Below are 21015 nucleotides of genomic sequence, written 5' to 3'. Positions count from 1 at the left end.
GTGGCGATTGGCCCTTTCGTGCCATGTGACGGTGCGTTCAAGGCGGTTCAAATCGTGAACTCCTTTTGGCCCGGTATCGATGTTTCGAATTCGAGGCATTTCGGGAAACTTCCTATCCGTTCGAATAGGGAAATGACCGGATGCCTCGTAGCGCCTGGCTGGACTTTCCCGCAATGTCGCGGTGTCGCAACCGGAGGGTGATTCGACATGCTCAAGGCTCTGACAACTGCCCTGACCATTTCCTGTCTGACCGGCCTGCCAGCTGCCGCGCAGCCCGGCTCCATGGCGCTGAGCGTGACGGGACCCGACCGATCGGTGACGATGCTCGATCTCGCGGCGCTCGACGCCATGCCACAGGAATCCTTTGTCACCGGCACGATCTGGACCGATGGCGATGCGCGGTTCTCGGGCGTGCCGCTGGCGGCGCTGCTCGACCGGTTGGGTGTCGCGGCCGAGGCCGGAACGATCGAGCTGGTGGCGCTCAACGATTACCGGGTCGAGATCCCGATCGAAGAGATCGACGACAGCGCACCGATCGTCGCCACCCGGATCGACGGGGAGACCGTTCCGGTCCGCGAAATGGGGCCCTATTGGGTGGTCTATCCCTACGATCTGGATCCCCGCTACCGCACCGAGGCGACCTTCGCGCGCAGCATCTGGCAGCTGGCGCAGGTGAACCTCGTTCCCTGATCGGCCTAGTTTGCCTCCTTCTGCAAGGTTGCGCCAAGGGCAACACGACGGCATCCTCCTGCGTATCCGGCTGTGGAGGTTCCTCGTGGCATGTCCTTTGCCCGCTTTGCCCAATGTCAGCTCCGGCGCGGCCGGCGCGGCACAGGGAAGGAGCCGGTCCAACCTCCGGGGACATTCGCAAAACGAAGATCACGGCAGGACCACCGCCTGTGATCATCTTCGGCGAGGTCGCACGAATGAAACCGGAGCGGTGATCCTGTACATCGCTCACCGGTGCGGCGCCTGTGGCGAATGGGGCTCCCATCTCAGCCGATCCTTCAAGCTGGGGCCCGCCGCATGTGAGGGGGGCATACTTCCTGACTGCACGCGCCCCAGCCTCGACCGACGGGCCGGGATCGAGGCCTTGCCGGTCCGTGAGACCATGACCGACCCGGTCGTCCCGAACGGCGCCAGCACTACTCTCGCTTGCACCCCCAAACTGCAAGCGAACGCTGGGGTAAAAGCCAAGTTACAGGCGGAACCGGATCAAGCGCCCGTGCCGTAACCCGTTGACACCGGCGGAGTGTTGACTTTCACGGGGGGGACATCACGCTTAGGCGAGCCAATCGCCGAGGCGACCAACGACAAGCAAGAACTCTAAGGGAGAGACATCATGAAGACCTATCTCGTCGGAGCCGCGACCGCGCTGACCCTCGCCGCTGGCGGTGCCGCCGCGCAGGACGGCCAGCAATTCATCTCGATCGGCACCGGTGGCGTCACCGGCGTCTACTACCCGACCGGCGGCGCGATCTGCCGCCTGGTGAACCGCGGTCGCGCCGATCACGGCATCCGCTGCGGCGTCGAATCGACCGGTGGTTCGGTCTACAACATCAACGCCGTCCGCTCGGGCGAGCTCGAGTTCGGCGTGGCCCAGTCCGACTGGCAGTTCCACGCGATCGAGGGCACCTCGCAGTTCGAGGAGCAGGGCCCGTTCGAGGATCTGCGCGCGGTGTTCTCGGTCCACCCCGAGCCCTTCACCGTCGTGGCCCGCGCCGATGCCGGAATCGAGACCTTCGAGGATCTCAAGGGCAAGCGCGTCAATGTCGGCAACCCCGGCTCCGGCCAGCGCGGCACCATGGAGGTGCTGATGGAAGCCATGGGCTGGACCATGGACGACTTCCAGCTCACCTCCGAGCTGCAGGCCGCCGAGCAGTCCCAGGCGCTGTGCGACAACAACATCGACGCGATGGTCTACACCGTGGGTCACCCCTCGGGCTCGATCCAAGAGGCGACCACCGCCTGCGACGCGGTGCTGGTCGACGTTTCGGGCGAGGCGGTGGACAAGCTCGTCGAGGAAAACCCCTATTACCGCACCGCCACCATTCCGGGCGGCATGTATCGCGGCAATGACGAGCCGACCGAGACCTTCGGCGTCGGCGCGACCTTCGTGACCTCGGCCACCGTGCCCGAGGAGGTGGTTTACGAGACCGTGAAGGCCGTGTTCGAGAACTTCGACCAGTTCAAGGGCCTGCACCCGGCCTTTGCCGAGCTGACCAAGGAAGAGATGGTCGCCGACGGTCTCTCCGCGCCGCTGCATGCGGGCGCCGAGAAGTACTACCGCGAAGCCGGGCTGATCGAGTGATCGCCCAGCCGCGCTGAACGACCGGCCGGGGCGCGCGTGATGCGCCCCGGCCATTCCTGTCCCGAGGGATGGGCCTGACACCGACACAGCATGAGGGAGCGCGTCCGATGGCCGAGCAGCGCGAGGACCGGGACGACCGGCAATATTCGGACGACGACCTGCAGGATCTCGTCACCAGTTCGGATTCCGGCGCCCGCGCGCCCGTGAACCGCGCCACCGCGATGCTGATCGCGGGCACCGCCATGGCCTGGTCGCTGTTCCAGCTCTGGATCGCGCAGCCGCAGCTGTGGTTCGGCGCCTACCTGCCGGTGCTGAACTCCTCGCAGACCCGACCCATTCACCTCACCTTCGCGATCTTCCTCGCCTTCCTCGCCTATCCGGCCTTCAAGTCGAGCCCGCGCCACAAGGTGCCGCTGGCGGATTGGGCCCTGGCGCTGATCGGGGCCTTCTGCGCCTTCTACGTGTTCTGGTTCTCCGACACGCTGGCGATGACGGCGCGCTCCGGCCTGCCGACGCAGACGCAGGTGATCATCGGCTCGGTCGGCATACTGGTGCTGCTCGAGGCGTCGCGCCGGGCGCTGGGCCCCGCGCTCACCATCGTCGGCGGGCTGTTCCTGGCCTATGCCTATTTCGGCACCGGCTGGCTGATCCCCGATCTGGTCGAGCATGAGGGTCTCTCCTTCACCTCGTTGATCAACGCGCAGTGGCTCGACACCGCCGGCGTCTTCGGCATCCCGCTCGGCGTCTCCACCGCCTTCGTGTTCCTGTTCGTGCTGTTCGGCTCGCTTCTCGACAAGGCGGGCGCCGGCAACTACTTCATCCAGCTCGCATTCGCGGGGCTGGGGCATCTGCGCGGCGGTCCCGCGAAGGCGGCGGTCGTCGGCTCCGCGATGACCGGCCTGATTTCGGGCTCGTCGATCGCCAACGTGGTGACCACCGGCACCTTCACGATCCCGCTGATGAAGCGTGTGGGCTTCTCGCGGGAACAGGCGGGCGCGGTCGAGGTGGCCTCCTCGGTCAATGGCCAGATCATGCCCCCGGTGATGGGCGCCGCCGCCTTCCTGATGGTCGAGTTCATCGGCATCTCCTATCTCGAGGTGATCAAGCACGCCTTCATCCCGGCGGTGATCTCCTACATCGCGCTGGTCTACATCGTGCATCTCGAAGCGCTGAAGCGTGGTATGCCGGCGCTGGGCGAGAGCAAGAGCTTCGCCGGCATGATCGTGAAGTTCGCGATCGGCTTCGTGGTCGCGGGCATCGGCTTCACGGCGCTGATCTACGGCGTCGACGCGCTGGAATCCGCGCTGCCCTCGCTCACCGCGCCGATCATGATGCTGGTGCTGGCGGCGGTCTATCTCGGCCTCGTCTGGGTCGCGGCCAAGCGGCCCGACCTGCATATCGACGATCCCTCCGACGAGGAGATCAAGCTGCCCACCGTGGCCGAGGTCTATGCCACCGGCCTGCATTACGTGCTGCCGATCCTGGTGCTGGTGTGGTTCCTGATGGTCGAGCGGCAGAGCCCGGCGAAATCGGCCTTCTACGCCACCTGCCTGATGCTGCTGATCATCGTCACCCAGCGCCCGCTCAAGGCGCTGTTCCGGGGCAGGGGCGGCGAGATCGCCCATGAATTCGGCGCCGGGCTCCACGACCTGCGCGACGGCCTTGTCGCGGGCGCGCGCAACATGATCGGCATCGGCGTCGCCACGGCGGCCGCCGGCATCATCGTCGCCACCGTCACCAAGACCCCGATCGGCACCGAGCTCGCCGGTCTCGTCGAGCAGCTCTCGGGCGGCATCCTGATCCTGATGCTGATCTTCGTGGGTCTGTTCTCGCTGATCCTCGGCATGGGGCTGCCGACCACGGCGAACTACATCGTGGTGTCGTCGCTGATGGCCTCGGTGGTGGTGAATCTGGGCGCGCAGGAAGGGCTGATCGTGCCGCTGATCGCGGCGCATCTCTTCGTCTTCTACTTCGGCATCATGGCCGATGTGACGCCGCCCGTGGGTCTCGCGAGCTTCGCGGCCGCCGCCGTCTCGGGGGGCGATCCGATCAAGACCGGCTTCACGGCCTTCTTCTACAGCCTGCGCACCGTCGCGCTGCCGTTCCTGTTCATCTACAACCCGGCGCTGATCCTCTACGGCATCGACCTCGGCACGTGGTTCGGGATCGGTCAGGCGGCGTTCATCTTCGTGGTCGCGACCATTGCGATGCTGCTCTTCGCCGCCGCCACCCAGGGGTATTTCCTGGCACCGTCGAAGATCCACGAATCCGCGGCGCTGCTGGTCGTGGCCTTCACCCTCTTCGTGCCGGGCTTCTGGCTGAACCAGATGCAGAGCCCGTTCCAGACCTTTGCCCCGGCCGAGTTCGAAACCGCCGTGGCCGAGGCCAACCCGGGCGACCGGCTGCGGCTCAGGATCGAGGGGCCCGACTTCAACTCGGGCGCGCTGACCTCGACCACGCTGGTGATGGATATCGAGGGCGAGGGCGGCGCCGCCGAGCGGATCGACGCGTCCGGGCTGCTGCTGTTCCCGGAGGGCGAGGTCGTGCGGCTCGACGAGCCGATGTTCGGCACTCCGGCCGCCGAGAAGCTGGCCGATTTCGACTTCTATTCGGACAGGCCGGTGCAGATCGCACAGGTGCAGGCGCCGCGCGAACGGATCACCAAATACGTGTTCTACATCCCGGCACTGTTGCTGCTGGCGGGCGTGGTGCTGCTGCAGCGCCGCCGCCAGACCGTTCCCGCCTTCTGATCCGTTCGGGCCCCGCGCGCCGGGGCCCGACTATCACCTACGCCACACCGTGCAGTGATAGGGCAGGCGGCGCGGCCCTCACCCCTCGGTCGGAAGGGCCATGCCCAAAGGATTGGGGGCGGTTTCCGCACAGATCTGCGTCAGAGTGGGCGCGCCCGGCGTGCGCAGCACCGCGATGCGGCCATCGGTCTCGAACTGGCTCTCTTCCTCGGGCCGGCTCGACGGGCCGAGCAGCTGCCAGCTTGCCCCCGGGACGGCGCGGGTGATCGCCTCGGCCTGGCTGTTGCGGGCGCTGTCGGTGAAGGGAAACAGGTCGTAGGCCAGCACCGGCAGCGGAATTCGCCCGGCGAGGCGCAGCGTCACCGCGTCGATCCGCCCCACCGACCCGAGATAGAGCGGCGGCACCCCGGAGGGCACGGCCACCGGCCAGAGCCGCAGCTGGGTGCGGGGCACCGCGCCGCGTCGTTCCTGCCAGGCGAGGTCGGTGGCGACGCCCTCGATCAGCAGCGACGAGGCCGGGGGCAGCCCCCGATAGGTGAGGCGCAGGATCTCGGCCGGATCGAGATCATCACCCGCATAGGTGCGGTTGCGCAGCCAGCCCAGCCCGCCAAGCAAGGCATCGGGGGCATAGTAACCGACGAGGGCGAGGTTGACCGGCTGCGCCGCGTGCAGCGGCGTCTCGCCGGTCCGGGCGATCAGCGTCTCGTCGAGCGCGCGGCAGGCCAGTTCCAGCGGCAGAGGCGCGATGCGGCCCGCCGCCTCGGCCCGGCCGGTCAGGGTGCCGAGGTTGATCGCCACGAACATGGCCAGCGCCAGAAGCGCGGCATGGGCGATGCGCAGCGGCAGCGCGTGGCGCGCCCGGCGCAGGATCAGTGCCCAGCCCACCAGCAGCATCAGCGCCAGCCCGATCAGTAGCCAGTAGGGCCCGAGCAGCACCAGAAGCGGCTCCTTGGGCTGCAACCCCAGCGCCGCAAGGCCGGTGGCCGAGGCATAGCCGATCGCCGCGTATTGCAGCACCGCCAGCACCGCGCCCAGCGCCGAAACCACGAGATAGGTGCGCGGTCGCATGCCCCAGGCCCCCGCCAGCACCTGGCAGAGCGTGGCGATCGGCCAGATCAGCTGCGCCAGCACCACGAAGGGCGGGCCTCGGCGCTCGAACAGGGCGCGGGCACGGGCCATGGCGGCGGGGGCGGCGTTCATTCGCGCCAGCACCCGCGCCCCGGCCGTGCGCCCGAGCCAGAACGAGCCCTGCGCGCCGATCCACGCCCCTAGCATGCAGGCCAGTAGCGAGGTCCAGCCGCCCTGCGGAAGCTGGGTGCCGAGATAGACATAGACCGGTTCGGTCGGCACGAAGACGCTGATCACCGGCAGCTGGTTCACGATCGTCGCCAGCAGCAGCGCCGGCACGCCCCATGACAACATGCAAGGGCCCCTCTGGTGTCCCGCGGCGCCCAGGCGCCACGGAACGCATCCCTACAGCTTCGGCGGGCCGGGCGCACCCCCGATCGCGGTCCGGGCGCGTCGCGCGGCCGGACCCGTGGCGCGCGCGCGTCTCAGCCGCCCTCCGCCTCGGTGACGCGGGATTGGAAGCTGCGTTCGCGGTCGGGCCATGTGGACTTGATGTAGTCGAGGATCGCGTCGATCTCGGCATCGGTCAGAATGTCTTCGAAGCCCGGCATGTCACTTTCGTAGCCTTGTCCCACCACGGCGGCGGAGCCGCGCCGCACGATCTCGCGCAGCACCCGGTCCGGGTGATGCCAGGTATGGCCGCTCGCGTCATGCGGCGGCGCGGGCAGGCGCCCCGAGGGGCCGGGCCGGCGCCAATCGGGCTGCCCCTCGAGCGCCGCGCCGTGACAGGACGCGCAATTGTCGAGATAGAGCGCACGGCCATTGACCTCCGGGACCGATGGCCAAAGCAACAGGCCCCCCGCCGCCAAAGCCACGGCGCCGGCCCCGGCGGCCATGGCGATGCGCGCCTTGCCCTTCACCCTAGTTTTCCGGGCTGCGGAGGTACTTGACCAAGGCGGCCGCCGCGAGCAGCAGCACCGCGACTGCCAGCAGGCAGACCGCGCCCATGGCGAGCATCATGCCGCCCCCCATGCCGTTCATCATCATCATGTCGGTATCCATCCCATCGATTCGATCTGCGGGCGGGACCGGCGCGCCGGTCCCGCCAAGGCCGGCTCACTCGGCCGGGTAGGGGTGCGACACACCCTCGGCGTCGATCAGCATCACGTCGAGCTGCGCCTCCGGATCGTCGCCCATGCCCGGCGCGCCCATCGGCATGCCGGGGAGGGTGATGCCGATGGCGCCTTCGGGCTTTTCCTCGAGGAAGCGTTTGATCAGGTCGGCCGGGACATGGCCGCTGATCGCATAGCCGTCGACCACCGCCGTATGGCAGCCGTGCTGGCCGAGCGGTACGCCGGCTTCCTTGTTGACGGTGGCGAGATCGTAGGTCTCGCGGATCTCCACCTCGAAGCCGTTCTCGCGCAGATACTCGGCATGCGCCGTGCAGCAGCCGCAATTCGGATCCTTGTGAAGCGTCATGGACTGGGCGAGCACCGGCAGCGCGGCAAAGCCGAACACGGTGGCGGTCGCGAGGGTTCTGATGGTTTTCATGGTGATATCCTGTCGGTCGTGAATGCCGCCATCGGCGGCCTGAAAGGGCTCCCGGTCCCGGCCATCATCCGGCCCCGTTCTCCGTGCGTGAAGGGGCAGAAGGGGCGAAGATGGCCGTTCCGGTTTGACGAGAACCACGCTGTGCGTGGCATGGCTTCGCGTCGCGAAACCGTGCGATCGATCAGGCCGTATGTTTCGGAGGGGCGGGAATCGGGACAGGATGGCCGCCGGTTGGCGTCTCCACTGCAAAGCAGCGTGGCAACTCGCTGCAGACCGAACCGGGGCCGGACGGGTCGATGGCCGGGGCCAGCACGCCCGGGGCCGGGGCGCAAAGCCCGGTGACCGCGCAATCCATGATGGCGCGGCTGTCGCCGGGAGCGCAGTCGGGGCAGTGCGGGGAGGTTTGGGCCATCGCCATCTCGTGACCGCTCACGGGACCCGCGGGCGCAGCCGTCGACAGCTGGACCAGGGAGCCGATCAAAAGCAGGCAGATGGCGACGAGGCGGATCATGGGACGATATGTGCGATCTTCGTCCGGCTTCGCAAGGGGAACGCGGTCACGTGGCGGTGGGGCGCGCGCTGAAACGGACGTGACGATAGGGTATTGCGCGAGAAAATGCCGAGTTTTCGCGCCTTTCGTGTTCGTCGTACCGCCCTCGCGACGATCCCCGCCGACCGTCCGGGCCGGTCGGCGGGGTGGTTTCCGAGCATCCTCGCGCTTCAGGTCCTGTAGGCGACGATCTCACCCGAGCGCAGCCGCCTGCCATAAGAACGGAGCTCTTGGCGAACCACCTTCATCAGGAAGTAGAGGCCAAGGATGTTGACCACGGCCATGGCGAAGATCGCGGCATCGGAGAAGTCGATCACCGGCCCGAGATTGGCGGCCGCGCCGATCACCACGAAGGCGCAGAAGATCAGCTTGAAGATCAACTCCTTGGTCTTGCCCTCGCCGAACAGGTAAGTCCAGGCCTTCAGCCCGTAATAGGACCAGCTGATCATCGTCGAGAAGGCGAAGAGCACCACCGCCACGGCCAGCACGTATGGGAACCAGCTGATCCCGGTCGCGAAGGCGGCCGAGGTCAGCGCCACGCCGGTATTGCCGTCGATCGTGGCGATCGCGGCACCGGCCTCGTCGAGCACGAAGCGGCCGGTCTGCGGGTCGGTGATGAGCTGCCCCGAGATGGTGATCACGAGCGCGGTCATCGTGCAGATCACCACCGTGTCGATCAGCGGCTCCAAGAGCGAGACGAAGCCCTCGGTGATCGGCTCCTTGGTGCGCACCGCCGAGTGGGCGATCGCGGCGGAGCCCACGCCTGCCTCGTTCGAGAAGGCCGCCCGCTTGAAGCCTTGGATCAGCGCGCCCACGAGACCGCCCGCCACGCCGAGCCCGCTGAAGGCGCCTTCGAAGATCTGACCGAAGGCCCAGCCGATCTTGTCGTATTCGACGATCAGGATGATCAGGGCCGCGCCGACATAGAGGATGCCCATGAAGGGCACGATCTTTTCGGTGACCCGCGCGATCGACTTGATACCGCCGACGATCACCAGGAACACCACGAAGGCGAAGACGAGACCGGTGATCCAGCCGGGGTAGTCGCCGAGAATGCCCGAGATCTGGGCATGCGCCTGGTTGGCCTGGAACATGTTGCCGCCGCCCAGCGAGCCGAGGATGCAGAACACTGAGAATAGCACCGCCAGCACGCCGCCGCCCGGCAGGCCCAACTCGCGGAAGCCCTTCGACAGGTAGTACATCGGGCCGCCGGAAACGGTGCCGTCCTCGTACTCGTTGCGGTACTTCACGCCCAAGGTGCATTCGGTGAACTTGGACGCCATCCCGAGGAGCCCCGCGAGGATCATCCAGAAGGTCGCGCCCGGCCCGCCGATGCCGACCGCCACCGCGACGCCCGCGATGTTGCCAAGCCCCACCGTGCCCGAAAGCGCCGTGGCCAGCGCCTGGAAGTGGCTGACCTCGCCCGCATCGTCAGGGTCGGAGTAGTCGCCCTTCACCAGCCGGATCGAATGGCCGAAATAGCGGAACTGCACGAAGCCGAAATAGAGGGTGAACACGGTGGCCGCGATCACCAGCCACATCACGATCCAGGGGAAATCGGTGCCGTAGAGCGGCGCGAAGATGAAGCTGACGAAGGGTCCCGTGATCTCGGCGAAGATCTGGTTGACGCGCTCGTCGAGCGTCATGGCCTCCTGCGCCCGCGCGGCGCCTGCGGTCAGAAGTGTCGCGGCGAACGCCGCCATCGCGGTTGCGGTCATCCGCGGCCCCCTCATTGCACCACCGTGACCGGCAGATCGGCCCCCTTCACGAGGTTGAAGGTCGAGGAGCCGAAGATGCGGCTGGAAAAGCCGCCCTCGGAGGAGCGCGCCACGATGATCTGCGCCGCCTTCTGCTGCTTGGCGATGGCGTTGAGCGTGTCGGCCACGTCGCCATGGCGCACGACACCGGTGGCCTTGATCCCCAGCTTTTCGAGTTTATTCACCGCCGGGTCGATCACCCGGCTCATCACCGTGCTGATCTCCTCCTCGCGGCGCCTGTGGCGCTGCGCGTTCTCCTCGGCGGAGTGGAACGAGAATGGCGACCATTCGATCACATAGGCGACCACGAGATCGCAATCGCCGATGAGCCGGGCCTGGGTGACGGCAAAGTCGAGGGCGCGTTCCCCCGAGGCATGGCCGTCCAGACCGACTACGAGCCGTGTCGTCATTGGGGCATCTCCTGTCTTGGCGGCGGTCGGCGCCCTGGCGCCTTTCGCTTTGCATCGATCACACGGGGGAAACGCCCGCGTGATCAGCATAGTATCGCGGGGATCGAGTGTCGCCCACTCGTTTGCGCGTGCCCCGAGGCAGCGCCGCCGATCCCTCCGGTTCGGATGCAGAGGCATGGGTGGCGGCGTGGCCGCATGATCTCCGCCTCTAATCCTTTGATCGAAGTCACCCGGTCGACAGCAGTCGGTCCGGTAAAGCGGCATGCCCTTCATGCGGGCCGGGAAGTCGCCGCAAGACGGCTCGTCGGAGCTCCCCCCCGGTGTGTTTCTCACCCCGTTGCCGCAGATGACTCCTATGCACGTGCCTGCCGTCGACACCATCGGACTGCGGCGGTCATTCGGACCCGAGGGGATGGCGACGGCCCCTGTGCCGCCGCCCCTTGCCACCTCGGGCGGGGCTCGTTCTCAGCGCTTCTTCATCGCCTCGAGCAGGGCCGAGCCGAAGGCGCCGGGTTGATCCCCACTCTTGGAAGCGCCGCGCCCGTGACCACCTTTATGAGACGGCTTTCCGGCGTTTCGCGGGGCATCCCGGCGCGGCGCCTGCCGGTCGCCCCGGGCGTTGCGCTCCTCCTTGGCCGAGGCGCCGCCATCCTTGCGCATCGTCAGGCCGATGCGCTTGCGCGCCACGTCCACCTCGGTCACGCGCACCTGCACGACGTCGCCCGCCTTCACCACCTCATGCGGGTCCTTCACGAAGCGGTCCGCGAGTTGGCTCACATGGACCAAGCCGTCCTGATGCACGCCGATATCCACGAAGGCGCCGAAGGCCGCGACATTGGTCACCGTGCCTTCGAGGCGCATGCCCTCGCGCAGGTCGGTGATCTGCTCCACGCCCTCGGCGAATGTCGCCGTCTTGAAGCTGGGGCGCGGGTCGCGGCCGGGCTTTTCCAGCTCGGCGAGGATGTCGCGCACGGTCGGAAGACCGAAATGCTCGTCGACATATGCCTCCGCCCGCAGGTTCTTCAGCGCCTCGGGATTGGACTGGAGCGCGCGCAGGTCGCGGCCGCAATCCGCCAGGATCCGGCGCGCCACGCCATAGGCCTCGGGGTGAACCGCCGAGGCATCGAGCGGCTCGCGGCCATCGCGGATGCGCAGGAAACCAGCGCATTGCTCGAAGGCGCGGGGGCCGAGGCGGCTGACCTTCAGAAGGTCCTTGCGGGTGGTGAAGGCCCCGGCCTCGTCGCGATGGGCGACGATCGATTCCGCCAGCCCCGGTGTCAGGCCCGAGACACGCGCGAGCAGCGGTGCCGAGGCGGTGTTGAGATCGACGCCGACCGCGTTCACCGCGTCCTCGACCACTGCTTCGAGCGATTTCGACAGGCGGCGCTGGTCGACGTCGTGCTGGTACTGGCCGACGCCAATGCTCTTGGGCTCGATCTTCACCAGCTCGGCGAGCGGATCCTGAAGCCGCCGGGCGATCGAGACCGCCCCGCGCAGCGACACGTCGAGGCCGGGGAACTCCTTCGATGCCAGCTCGGAGGCGGAATAGACCGAGGCGCCCGCCTCGCTGACGATCACCTTCGTCGGCTTCTTCACGTCGGCAGGGAGCAAGGCAAGCGTGTCCGCGACCAGCTTTTCGGTCTCGCGCGAGGCGGTGCCGTTGCCGATGGCGATGAGCTCGATCCCATGCGCCTTGATCAGGCCGATGATCCGGGACTGGGCGCCCTGCACGTCCTTCTTGGGCTGGAAGGGGTAGAGGGTGTCGGTGGCCAGCAGCTTGCCGGTGGCGTCGATCACGGCGGCCTTCACGCCGGTGCGGATGCCTGGGTCGAGCCCGAGCGTCGGCCGCGCGCCCGCCGGGGCCGCCAGCAGAAGGTCCTTGAGGTTGCGCGCGAAGACGGAGATGGCCTCCTCATGCGCCCGGGCGCGCAGCTCGGCCACCAATTCGGTCATCATCGAGGTCGATAGCTTTACCCGCCAGGCCCAGCTCGCGACATCACGCAGCCAGCGGTCGCCGGGGCCATCGCCCGAGGGGTTCAGCCGCGCGGCGATCATGGCCTCGCAGCGCGGCTCGCCGACCTCCTTGTCGGGGCCGATTTCGAAGCGGATGACGCCCTCCTTCATGGCGCGCAGCAGCGCCAAGGCGCGGTGCGAAGGCATGCTGGACCACTTCTCGGAATGGTCGAAGTAATCCGAGAACTTGGCCCCGGCCTCTTCCTGACCGGAGACCACCTTGGCGGTCACGATGGCTTCCCTCCGGAGATAATTCCGAAGGTCGCCCAGCAACTCGGCGGTCTCCGACAGCTCCTCGGTGAGGATGTCGCGGGCGCCGTTCAGCGCCTCCTTCACATCCGGCACCGCCTCGCTCAGATAGGCTTTCGCGAGCGTTTCCGGGTCGCGGGTCCGGTCCGCCATGATCGCGTCGCGCAGGGGCTCGAGCCCGTTTTCGCGCGCGATCATCGCCTTGGTGCGGCGCTTGGGCTTGAAGGGCAGGTAGATGTCCTCGAGCTGGGTCTTGGTTTCCGCGGCGCCGATCGCGCGGGCCAGCGCGTCGGTGAGCTTGTCCTGCTCGCGGATCGACTTGAGGATCGCGTCGCGCCGGTCGTCGAGCTCGCGCAGATAGCCGAGCCGTTCGGCCAGCAGGCGCAGCTGCGCGTCGTCGAGCCCGCCCGTGGCCTCCTTGCGGTAGCGCGCGATGAAGGGGACGGTCGCCCCCTCGTCGAGCAGCTTGATCGCGGCCGCGACCTGGGTCGCGTTCGCCCCGATGTCCTGGCCGATGGTCCGGTTGATACGGGTGGCGCGATCCATGTCAGTCCTTTCTTCCCCTGCGAGGTCCCTCATACGCCCGCGGGCCGAGCGGCAAAAGGGTGACTGCGGCGACCGGCCTGACGAAGTCGGAGCTTGGGCGACGACGCGCCGGAAACGCCGAAGTCGGCCGGCGTCCTGTCCGATCTCCCGGCCGAGGGACGGGACTGATCGGCCGGATTAAACGGTGAGCAGCTTCCGGTACATCTCGATCAGGAACGCCTCGGCATCCGCGAAGCGGTCCTTGGCCTTTTCCGGCGCGATCTCCTCGATCTGGACGTCGAAATCGGCGTAGTGCTGGGTCGTGGCCCAGATCGAGTAGAGCAGGTGATGCGGATCGACGGGCGCGATGCGGCCCGCCTGGATCCAGTCTTCCAGCACCGCGATCTTGGCGTTGTAGAGCTCCTTCAGCGGACCGAAGATCTCGCTCTTGGACTGCGGCAGCCCGCTCAGGATCTCGTTGGCGAAGAACTTGCTTTCCTTGGGAAAATTCTTGGAGATGTCAAGCTTGCGCCGGATGTACTGGCAGATCTCCTCGACCGGCTCGCCATGCGGGCTGAGCATGTTCAGAGGCGCCATCCACAGCTGCAGGGTGCGGGCCAGAAGCTCGCGGCGGATCGCGTCCTTGCTTTCGAAGTAGTAGAGCAGGTTCGGCGTGGTCAGCCCGGCGGTCTTGGCGATCAGGTTGATTGAGGCGCCCGAGGAGCCGTGCTGCGCGAAGACCTCGAGCGCGGCGCCGAGGATCTGTTCGGTGTTCTTGCGCTGGATCCGGGTCTTGGGCTTCGTGCCTGCCATGCGTGCCATGAGCCGTCCAGCCCCTCGTATAGGTCGATCCGCCCGCCCTATCGCACAACTGGAGTGGCGAGGCCAGCGGGGGCGGACCGTACCGGCGGGCAGGGTGGGCTGCCCGCCGGTGGGCGTCTCCGCGCGGGGGCGCCTTAGGAGACGGCCTTCAACTTGGTGACGTTGTCCGCCTTCTCGCGGAAGGCCGGGATCACCGTGTCGCCGTAATCGGCGATGATCTTTTCCTCGTCGCCGCTGTCGAGATAGATGTTGAACTGCGTGGTGCCCGCTTCCTCGAGCTCGCGAATCTTGGCGATGTGTTCCTCCGGGGTGCCGAGCACGCAGAAGCTCTTGATGATGTCCTCGGTGATAAAGTCGAGATACGGGTTATCGCTCTGGCCATGCTTGGAGTAGTCGTAGCCCTTGCGGTTCTCGATGTAGGAGGTGAGCGAGGAGGGCACCTGGTCGCTGTCGGCGCCGTATTTCTCGACGATGTCGGCGACGTGGTTGCCGACCATGGCGGGGAACCACTTCACCTTCTCGATCGCCTCGTCGATCGGCCCGGTATGGGCGGGGGCGGCGGCCATCACCTTGTAGTTCGACATGTCGAGCCCGGCCTCGGTGCCGGCATTCTTCGCCTGGTCCGCGAGCCACTTGACGATCTTCGGCTCGGCGATCTGCAGCACCACGCCATCGCCGACGCGGCCCGCCGAGGCCAGCGCCTTGGGGCCATAGGCGCCGATCCAGACGGGAAGCTCGTAGCCGTCGGCCCAGGGGAACTTCACCGGCTCGGGGCATTCGCCGTACTGCACTTCTTCGCCGCGAATGAGCGCCTTCACCACGTGGGTGAACTCCTCGAGGCGCTTGAGGGTCGAGGGCTTCTTGCCCATGACACGCACCGCGCTGTCGCCGCGCCCGAGGCCGATGTCGAAGCGGCCGCCGGACTGCTTGGCCAGCGAGCCGAACAGCGAGGCCGCGACCGACCACTCGCGCGAGTTCGGGTTGGTCACGAGCGGGCCGAAGCGCATCTTGGTGGTGTGCTCCATGCACATCGCCATGGCGACGAAGCTCTCGCGCCACAGGATGTGGCTGTCGTAGAACCAGCAATAGTCGAAGCCTGCGTTCTCGGCCTGGCGGACCAGGGCGCGGGCGCGTTCGGGCTCGACGAAGCCCTTGAAGCAGATGCCGAATTCCATGTGATTTTTCCTCCCTAGAAAATCGATGGTCTTGTTTTGGGTCAGTGGTCGGGCGGGCAGATACGGATGCCCGCATGGCTGAAGGGCACCGCTTTCGAGATGTTCAGCCGGATCAGGATCGGCGTGATCGCCTCGATGCAGCGCGCGGACTGCGCGTCGCCCGCGTTGTAGGCCTCGACGCCGAGCTTGCGCACCAGCTCGATCACCTTCTTGCGGGCCTCGAGACTGTTGCCGCAGACGAGGATGTCGCAGTTGATCGACTGGTCGAGCGCCTTGAGCGTCACCGCCGAGACGTTGTGCAGCGCGCCGATCACCGGGATGTCGGGGCCCAAGAGCGCCTGCGCGGCCTCGGTGGCAGAGCCCTCGGGCGGCATGTCGACCTTCTTGGGGTCGCCCTCGGCCAGCGGCACGACGATGTCGACAAGGATCTTGCCCGCGAGCGCAGGCTTGAGCGCCTCGAGCGTGGCGTTGTGGGCCGAGAAGGGAACCGCGAGGATCACCATCTCCTCGGCAGCCTTGGTCGCACCCTCGTTGTCGAGGCCGCGGATCTTCGCCGCGTCCGAAGGCAGCTGCGCCTGAAGCTCCTCGGCGATGGCGGCGGCGCGCGGGCCGTCGCGGCCGCCCAGCACCACCTCGACGCCGGCGCGGGCGAAGCGCAAGGCGAGGCCCTGTCCCTGCGGCCCGGTGCCGCCAATGATCGCGATAGTCATCTGAACATGTCCTCTTGTTTCTTGCGGAGTATGTCGGCGCCGCGGCTCTCGGCGGGCGTCCAGTCGAGCCCGCGCAGCAGCACCGCGGGCGTCTTGCCGTCCTTGCGCACCACCAGCCCCGAGGCGGCGGCGATCTCGTCGGCGAGCGCGGGTTCGGTCACCTGCAATGGGCGGCCCCAGGCGTCGGTGTTGCCCTGCTCACGGATCGTCGCGGGCACCTTCGACAGCCCGATCGCGACGTTGACCTGGCCCAGCCGCCATGGCCGGCCGAAGGTGTCGGTCATCACCACGCCGATCTCGGCGCCGAAGCGGGCGTGCAGCGCCTCGCGCAGCGCGGCGCAGCTGGCATCCGGGTCGGGCGGCAGCACCATCACGGCGCTCTCCTCGCCGAAGTTCGATTCATCGACCGCAGCGTTGGCCGAGATGAAGCCGAGCCGATGCTCGCAGATCATCGTGCCCTCGTTCTGGTCGGGGCGCCGGAACGAGCGGACCACGCGGGTGCTCTCGCGCAGCACCACCTCGACCTTGCGGGCGTCCTTGTTCAGTTCATCGGCGTAGCGCCGCGCCTCGTCGGAGGGCGTCACCGTGGCGAGCGGGATGATGCAGCCCTCTGCCTTGGAGAACACCTTCTGCGCGACGCAGAGGATGTCGCCGTGGCGCAGGCCGAGACCCGCCGCGTCGAGCCGGTCGCCAATGATCGCGGCGAGATCGTCGCCCTCGCGGATGTCAGGAATGCCGGGAATGGCGGTCAGAGAGACGGAAAGGCTCATTGCGCATGCTCCTGGCGCGTGCGCCGCAAATGGCCGGAGGGCAGGTGATGGAGATCCTCGACCGTGTCGACGTCGACGCGCAGGCTGCCCAGTGGCATCATCACCGGGGTCAGCCCGGCGGCCTCGGCGGCGCGGCGGTGGCGGATCGTCGATTTCGCCCCATAGGCGAAGGCGAAGGGGCGGGGCAGCGGCACCATCAGCGCGTTGGTGCCCAGATCCTTGGCCGGGCAGATCACCGCCGTGCCACCCTCGAGCGGGTGATCCAGCAGCCATGCGAGATCAACCGGGTCGGGGTCGGCGAGATCGCCGGGCAGGATACAGAGCGCGCCGTAGCCATGCCTGGCGGCCCAGTCCGCGGCGGCCTCGAGGGCCAGCGACAGCGACGGCGCGCCGCCATCGTCGATGACGGTCAGCCCGAGCGTCTCGGCGACGTCGCGGATGATCGGGCTGGCGCTGACCGCGGCGAGATCGACCTGGCATTCCAGCCCCTCCACCGCTTCGCGCAGTCGCGTCACCGTGGCCCGGAACAGGATCAACGCCAGATCACCGCGCTGTTCAGGAGAGAGGGCGAGGCCGAGCCGGGTCTTGGCATCGCGCGGATCCTTCATCGGGATCGCGACGAGCCGCTTTGCGGTGCCGCTCATGCCACTGCCTCCGCAGGCGCGAAGGCGAGATCGAGGATCTCGCGCGCCAGCCGCGCCTTGTCCGCCTGGGTCTTCATCAGGATATCGCTGCAATGGGGGACAGGGCCCGCGGTCGCGATCTCGGCCCCCAGCGCGGCATCGGCATGATCGATGACCAGCCTGTCGGCCAGCCCGCTGTAGCGCCGCGCGACGCCGAGCGCGTCGGCGCGCAGCCCCAGCGCCGCCATCATGCGGTCGGCCGGGCCCTTGACCACTCGGCCGTCAATGAAGGGGCTGACCGCGATCTTCGGCGCGGTGGCGGCGCGCAGCGCCTGGCCGATGCCGGGAATGCCGAGGATCGGCGCGATGCTCACCAGCGGGTTCGAGGGCGCGACGACGATCAGCTCGGCCTCGGCGATGGCGGCCAGCGCCTCGGGCGTGGAGCGCGCCATGTCCATGCCAGTGAAGGCGATCTCCCGGATCTCCGGTGCGCAGCGCTCGCGCACGAAATATTCCTGAAAGCTAAGCCAGCGCCCGTCGGTCGTCCGCAGCCGAGTTTGCACCACGTCATCGGTGGGCAGCAAAATTTCAGGGGTCACGCCAAAGGCGCGGGCCACGTCGCGGGCGATGTCCGAGGGCCGGTCGCCCTTTGCGCGCCGCATCGTGCGGTGGATGTGCAGCCCGAAATCGCGGTCGCCCAGCGACATCCAGGTCTCCGCGCCCAGGAGCTTCAGCGTCTCCAGCGCCCGGTGCCCCTCATCGGCGACGCCCCAGCCCTGCGCGCGGTCGATCCGCCCGGCGAGGCTGTAGGTCAGCGTGTCGATGTCGGGCGAGACCCAGAGCCCGTGGAAGCTCTCGTCATCGGCGACGTTGCCGATCACCGACAGCGCCACGTCGTCATGGGCGGCAAGCCCCTCGGCCATCTTTGCTCCGCCGACGCCACCGGCGAGCAGGCAGACCTTGCGCGGGCTCATCGCGCGGCCTCAATCGCGGCGGGGCGCTCGGGGAACATCTCGAGAAAGGCAAGCGGGTCGCGGCCCTTGCGGTCTACGAGCGGCGCCAACTCCTCGGGGTCGTGGTTCTCGAACACCTCGCGCGTCTCGTAGACGGTGTTGCGGCGTACCGGCACGCGGCCTGCGGCGCGGATCATCCGCACCAGCTCGCGGGCAGTGATCTCCTGCCCGTGGTCGGAGCCTGCGGCGCGCGAGATGCTTTCGTTCATCAGCGTGCCGCCGAGATCGTTGACCCCGCGCGACAGCATCTGCTGCGCCCGCGCCGCGCCGAGCTTGGTCCAGCTCACCTGGATGTTGTCGATCCAGCCATGCAGCATGATCCGCGACACCGCGTGCATCAGGTCGACCTCTTGCGCGGTCGGGCCGGGGCGCACCTTGTCGGGGTTCTGGGCGTAGAGCGGCGAATCGGTGTGCACGAAGGACAGCGGCACCAGCTCGGTGAAGCCGCCGGTGTCCTTCTGGATGTCGCGCAGCAGCGCGATATGCGCGGCCCAGTGCTCGGGCGCGTCGACATGGCCGTACATGATCGTCGCGGTGGTCGGGATGCCGACCTCGTGCGCGGTGCGGATGATCTCGACCCAGCGCTCGGCCGAGAGCTTGTTGGTGGTGAGCTGCATTCGGACCTCGGTGTCGAGGATCTCGGCCGCGGTGCCGGGCATCGAATCGAGCCCCGCCTCCTTCAGATCGGTCAGGAAGTCACGGTAGGACATCTTGGTCTTGGACGCGCCGTACCAGATCTCGAAGGGCGAGAAGGCGTGGATGTGCATGCCGGGCAACGCCGTCTTGATGGCGCGGATGATCTCCCGGTAGTAGGTGCCCTCCATCTTCGGGTGCAGCCCGCCCTGGATGCAGACCTCGGTGGCGCCGCGATCCCAGGCCTGCTGCGCCCGTTCCACGATTTGCGCGGGCTCGAGCCACTCGGCGGATTTGTCCTCGGTCCGCTTGGCGAAGCCGCAGAACTTGCAGCCCATGTAGCAGATGTTGGTGAAGTTGATGTTGCGGTTCACCACGAAGCTGACCCGGTCGCCATTGGCGCGACGGCGCAGCGTGTCGGCGGTGCGGTAGACGGCGTCGATATCCGTCCCCTCGGCGCGGAACAGCGCCACACCTTCCTCGGTGCTCACCTCGCCACCCGAAAGCGCCTTTTCGAGGATCGCGCGGATCGGGTCGGATGCGCCGCCCACGGCGGCGGGATCGCAGGCGAACTGCCGGGTCGTCGACTGGTAGGTCATGCTGTCTCTCCGATATGCCGCTGCTCGCGCGCCAGCCCTTCGCCCCCGGCCATGCCGAGCGCGCGGTTCCGAACGGAGGCGTTGATGAACCCCGAATCCTCGGTGAGGTATCTCGGGTAGACGGTGAGCCTTTCGCGCAGCTCGAACCCGGCTTCGTCGCAGGACCGCGCGAGGCTGCGGATCTCGGGCCAGTCGTGCTGCGGGTTGATGAAATCGATGGTGACGGGCGAGATACCGCCCCAGTCGTTGATGCCCGCGTCGAGATAGGCGATGTGCCGCGCGCTCAGGTTCGGCGGCGCCTGCAGGCTGATCTCCGGCGCGAGGATGATCCGCGCCGCGGCGATGGTGCGCAGCATGTCCTCGAGCCCGGGCTCGGGGTGATCGGCCATCTCGATGTCGGGCTTGCGCTGGAAGTTCTGGATGATGACCTCCTGCACGTGACCGTGGCGGGCATGGGCGGCGTTGATCGCCTCCAGCGCCTCGATCCGCTCCTCCCATGTCTCGCCGATGCCGATCAGCAGCCCGGTGGTGAAGGGCACGCGCTTTTCACCGGCGCGTTCCAGCGTGCGCAGCCGCTGCACCGGCGTCTTGTCGGGGCAGGCGAAATGCGGCTGGCCCTTGCGGGTCAGGCGCCGGCTGACGGTTTCGAGCATCATGCCCATGGAGGCCGAGACCGGCTTGAGCACGTCGATCTCGTCGTCGGTCAGCGTGCCGGCATTGACATGCGGCAGCAGGCTGGTCTCGCGCAGCACCAGCGCGCACATGTCGCGAAGATAGTCGGTCAGCCTCGAATAACCCAACCGTTCCAGCCCCTTGCGCGCCGCCTCGTAGCGCAGTTCGGGCTTCTCGCCGAGGCTGAACAGCAACTCCTTGCAGCCCTCGCGCTCGCCGCGCAGCGCTTCGGCCAGCACCTGTTCGGGCGTCATGATCCGCGCCTCGGGCGAGGAGGGGTGCTTGACGAAGGTGCAGTAGCCGCAGGTGTCGCGGCACATGTTGGTCAGCGGCACGAAGGCCTTGCGCGAATAGGTGATCCTGCGGCCCCAGGCCGCATCGCGGATCTGGCGGGCGCTGGCCATCAGGGCATCGAGATCCCCGGTTTCGGCAAGCGGCGCGCCGGTGCTGGGCAAGTGGCTGGTCATGATCTCCTCCTGCCCTCAAGGCTGAGCGATCTCGACGCGACTTGTCAAAACTATTTTTAGTATCAGGTCAAAAAACAGCCTATGAGCAGTTTATATCGTTTTGTGTCAGTGCACTAACATATGATGCAATATCTTCACGATCAAAATAATTGACTACTAGATAAAACTACGCGGATAGTCGGGGAAAGCTTCACTCGGCGCTTGGGAGGGCGCCGTGGGGCAATGGGAGGACAGTATCGTGAGGATTGGAGCGCCACGCGAAGTGGCCGCCGGCGAGGCGCGGGTATCGATGACGCCTGCGTCGGCGCGGGACTTGGCGAAGCTGGGGCATGCGTGCCTGATCGAGG

Annotated in this window: 19 protein-coding genes; 3 read left to right on the top strand and 16 right to left on the bottom strand. The window is 67.4% G+C overall.

From position 1 onward, the window contains the following. Positions 1-207: 207 nt before the first annotated feature. From O4G76_RS16220 to O4G76_RS16210, 3 genes are all read left to right on the top strand, one after another. Positions 208-690, top strand: coding sequence for a molybdopterin-dependent oxidoreductase (locus O4G76_RS16220; protein ID WP_269398300.1), 483 nt, complete (start codon positions 208-210; stop codon positions 688-690). Positions 691-1342: 652 nt separating this feature from the next. Continuing rightward, positions 1343-2311, top strand: coding sequence for a TAXI family TRAP transporter solute-binding subunit (locus O4G76_RS16215; protein ID WP_269398299.1), 969 nt, complete (start codon positions 1343-1345; stop codon positions 2309-2311). Positions 2312-2418: 107 nt separating this feature from the next. After that, positions 2419-5061, top strand: a complete 2643-nt coding sequence (locus O4G76_RS16210) for a TRAP transporter permease (RefSeq protein ID WP_269398298.1) — start codon at positions 2419-2421, stop codon at positions 5059-5061. 78 nt (positions 5062-5139) lie between these two features. On the opposite strand, the gene O4G76_RS16205 is transcribed toward O4G76_RS16210, so the two are convergent. The 16 genes from O4G76_RS16205 to cofG all read right to left on the bottom strand — a co-directional run bounded on the left by O4G76_RS16205 (position 5140) and on the right by cofG (position 20668). After that, the gene (locus O4G76_RS16205) at positions 5140-6483 is read right to left on the bottom strand and encodes a VTT domain-containing protein (protein WP_269398297.1); all 1344 of its coding nucleotides are present in this window, start codon (positions 6481-6483) and stop codon (positions 5140-5142) included. A gap of 131 nt (positions 6484-6614) precedes the next feature. Next, positions 6615-7025 carry a cytochrome c gene (locus O4G76_RS16200; RefSeq protein ID WP_269398352.1) on the bottom strand — a complete coding sequence of 137 codons (411 nt, stop codon included), beginning with the start codon at positions 7023-7025 and terminating at the stop codon, positions 6615-6617. A 25-nt stretch (positions 7026-7050) separates the two neighbouring features. Continuing rightward, positions 7051-7191 (bottom strand): hypothetical protein, encoded by a 141-nt coding sequence (locus tag O4G76_RS16195; protein ID WP_269398296.1) that lies wholly within the window; start codon positions 7189-7191, stop codon positions 7051-7053. Positions 7192-7245: 54 nt separating this feature from the next. Next, positions 7246-7680, bottom strand: a complete 435-nt coding sequence (locus O4G76_RS16190; protein WP_269398295.1) for a DUF411 domain-containing protein — start codon at positions 7678-7680, stop codon at positions 7246-7248. A 181-nt stretch (positions 7681-7861) separates the two neighbouring features. Next, a complete protein-coding gene (locus O4G76_RS16185) occupies positions 7862-8191 on the bottom strand; it encodes a hypothetical protein (RefSeq protein ID WP_269398294.1) in 330 nt (109 codons plus the stop codon). 209 nt (positions 8192-8400) lie between these two features. Continuing rightward, positions 8401-9948 (bottom strand): sodium:alanine symporter family protein, encoded by a 1548-nt coding sequence (locus tag O4G76_RS16180; protein ID WP_269398293.1) that lies wholly within the window; start codon positions 9946-9948, stop codon positions 8401-8403. 11 nt (positions 9949-9959) lie between these two features. Then, a complete protein-coding gene (locus O4G76_RS16175; RefSeq protein ID WP_269398292.1) occupies positions 9960-10397 on the bottom strand; it encodes a universal stress protein in 438 nt (145 codons plus the stop codon). Positions 10398-10862: 465 nt separating this feature from the next. Continuing rightward, positions 10863-13205, bottom strand: coding sequence for a Tex family protein (locus O4G76_RS16170; protein WP_269398291.1), 2343 nt, complete (start codon positions 13203-13205; stop codon positions 10863-10865). Positions 13206-13382: 177 nt separating this feature from the next. Next, the gene (locus tag O4G76_RS16165; protein ID WP_269398290.1) at positions 13383-14006 is read right to left on the bottom strand and encodes a TetR family transcriptional regulator C-terminal domain-containing protein; all 624 of its coding nucleotides are present in this window, start codon (positions 14004-14006) and stop codon (positions 13383-13385) included. Between the two features lie 134 nt (positions 14007-14140). Next, positions 14141-15181 carry a TIGR03842 family LLM class F420-dependent oxidoreductase gene (locus O4G76_RS16160; protein ID WP_085896005.1) on the bottom strand — a complete coding sequence of 347 codons (1041 nt, stop codon included), beginning with the start codon at positions 15179-15181 and terminating at the stop codon, positions 14141-14143. 41 nt (positions 15182-15222) lie between these two features. After that, the gene (npdG, locus tag O4G76_RS16155; RefSeq protein WP_269398289.1) at positions 15223-15891 is read right to left on the bottom strand and encodes an NADPH-dependent F420 reductase; all 669 of its coding nucleotides are present in this window, start codon (positions 15889-15891) and stop codon (positions 15223-15225) included. Beyond that, positions 15888-16661, bottom strand: coding sequence for a coenzyme F420-0:L-glutamate ligase (gene cofE / locus O4G76_RS16150; protein ID WP_269398288.1), 774 nt, complete (start codon positions 16659-16661; stop codon positions 15888-15890). Before cofE ends, npdG begins: the two co-directional genes overlap by 4 nt. After that, complete coding sequence (gene cofC, locus O4G76_RS16145; RefSeq protein WP_269398287.1) at positions 16658-17305, bottom strand: 2-phospho-L-lactate guanylyltransferase; 648 nt, start codon at positions 17303-17305, stop codon at positions 16658-16660. Before cofC ends, cofE begins: the two co-directional genes overlap by 4 nt. Continuing rightward, the gene (gene cofD, locus O4G76_RS16140) at positions 17302-18258 is read right to left on the bottom strand and encodes a 2-phospho-L-lactate transferase (RefSeq protein WP_269398286.1); all 957 of its coding nucleotides are present in this window, start codon (positions 18256-18258) and stop codon (positions 17302-17304) included. Before cofD ends, cofC begins: the two co-directional genes overlap by 4 nt. Continuing rightward, positions 18255-19529, bottom strand: coding sequence for a 5-amino-6-(D-ribitylamino)uracil--L-tyrosine 4-hydroxyphenyl transferase CofH (cofH, locus tag O4G76_RS16135; RefSeq protein ID WP_269398285.1), 1275 nt, complete (start codon positions 19527-19529; stop codon positions 18255-18257). Before cofH ends, cofD begins: the two co-directional genes overlap by 4 nt. Then, a complete protein-coding gene (gene cofG / locus O4G76_RS16130) occupies positions 19526-20668 on the bottom strand; it encodes a 7,8-didemethyl-8-hydroxy-5-deazariboflavin synthase CofG (protein ID WP_269398284.1) in 1143 nt (380 codons plus the stop codon). Before cofG ends, cofH begins: the two co-directional genes overlap by 4 nt. Between the last annotated feature and the right edge of the window lie 347 nt (positions 20669-21015).

Source organism: Limimaricola sp. G21655-S1 (genome assembly GCF_027213785.1).
Classification (GTDB): domain Bacteria; phylum Pseudomonadota; class Alphaproteobacteria; order Rhodobacterales; family Rhodobacteraceae; genus Limimaricola.
Note: the sequence above shows the minus strand (reverse complement) of the source record. Positions and strands in the feature narration are given on the sequence as shown.